The following is a 798-nucleotide window of genomic DNA, read 5'->3' as shown; positions in this document are numbered from 1 at the left end:
ATGACCGCTTCCGGGAAGTCGTGCCGCAGCGCGGCGGGCCGTTCCATGACTCGGTCGAGCCGCCGACTTGAGTTTCGCTGCATCGGCCTCAGGCGGCTTCGTCCGCAACCCGGTCATCCGCCGTCGCTCGGCGAATGGCTGCTATCGGTGAAAGCGGTCACCCCCACCGGAAAGCGTCGATCGACAGGCGCGAACGACCGCTCTGGCCGATACCGGATGTTGACCAAGATCGAGGCTATGACCGGGATAGCGGGCGAAGCTGCCGTTGACTAGCGGCGCGGGCGGTGTCAGAGGAACCTAGCTTGCGGCGAGGCAGGGCGCCGACTAGCGTCGCTTGATGTCGAAACCTGACCCGTTCAAATACTTCAAGACGAGCCGCGCGATCATCCGCCTGGCNGGCGGTGTCAGAGGAACCTAGCTTGCGGCGAGGCAGGGCGCCGACTAGCGTCGCTTGATGTCGAAACCTGACCCGTTCAAATACTTCAAGACGAGCCGCGCGATCATCCGCCTGGCGGTGATGATGTACGTGCGTTTCCCGCTCTCGCTCCGTAACGTCGAGGACCTGCTGCACGAGCGCGGGATCGAGATCAGCCACGAGTCGGTGCGGTTCTGATGGCGGCGTTTCGGACCGATGTTCGCCGCCGAGATCCGCAAGAAACGTGCCGAGGGTGCTGTCAGACGGATTCGAACCAGTCTCCGAATGGACAGTGAGCCTGCCCCTTATGCGGCGCCGAGTTGACGCCACTCGGCGAGAGCGGCGGCGCGGTTCTTCTTGAAATTTGCCCTCGAGTAGAAGCT

The 798-nt window shown here is 63.4% G+C and carries 1 protein-coding gene and 1 pseudogene; both read left to right on the top strand.

Going from position 1 to position 798, the window contains the following annotated elements:
• On the top strand, positions 1-273 hold a 273-nt coding region (locus tag R5H32_RS20920; RefSeq protein ID WP_318340567.1), incomplete at its 5' end, for a hypothetical protein.
• A 181-nt stretch (positions 274-454) separates the two neighbouring features.
• Positions 455-610 (top strand): annotated as a pseudogene (locus R5H32_RS20915) (IS6 family transposase); the annotation flags it as partial.
• Positions 611-798: the final 188 nt, after the last annotated feature.

Origin of the sequence: Defluviimonas sp. D31, from assembly GCF_033436765.1 — a bacterium.
Taxonomy (GTDB): Bacteria; Pseudomonadota; Alphaproteobacteria; order Rhodobacterales; family Rhodobacteraceae; genus Albidovulum.
Note: the sequence above shows the minus strand (reverse complement) of the source record. Positions and strands in the feature narration are given on the sequence as shown.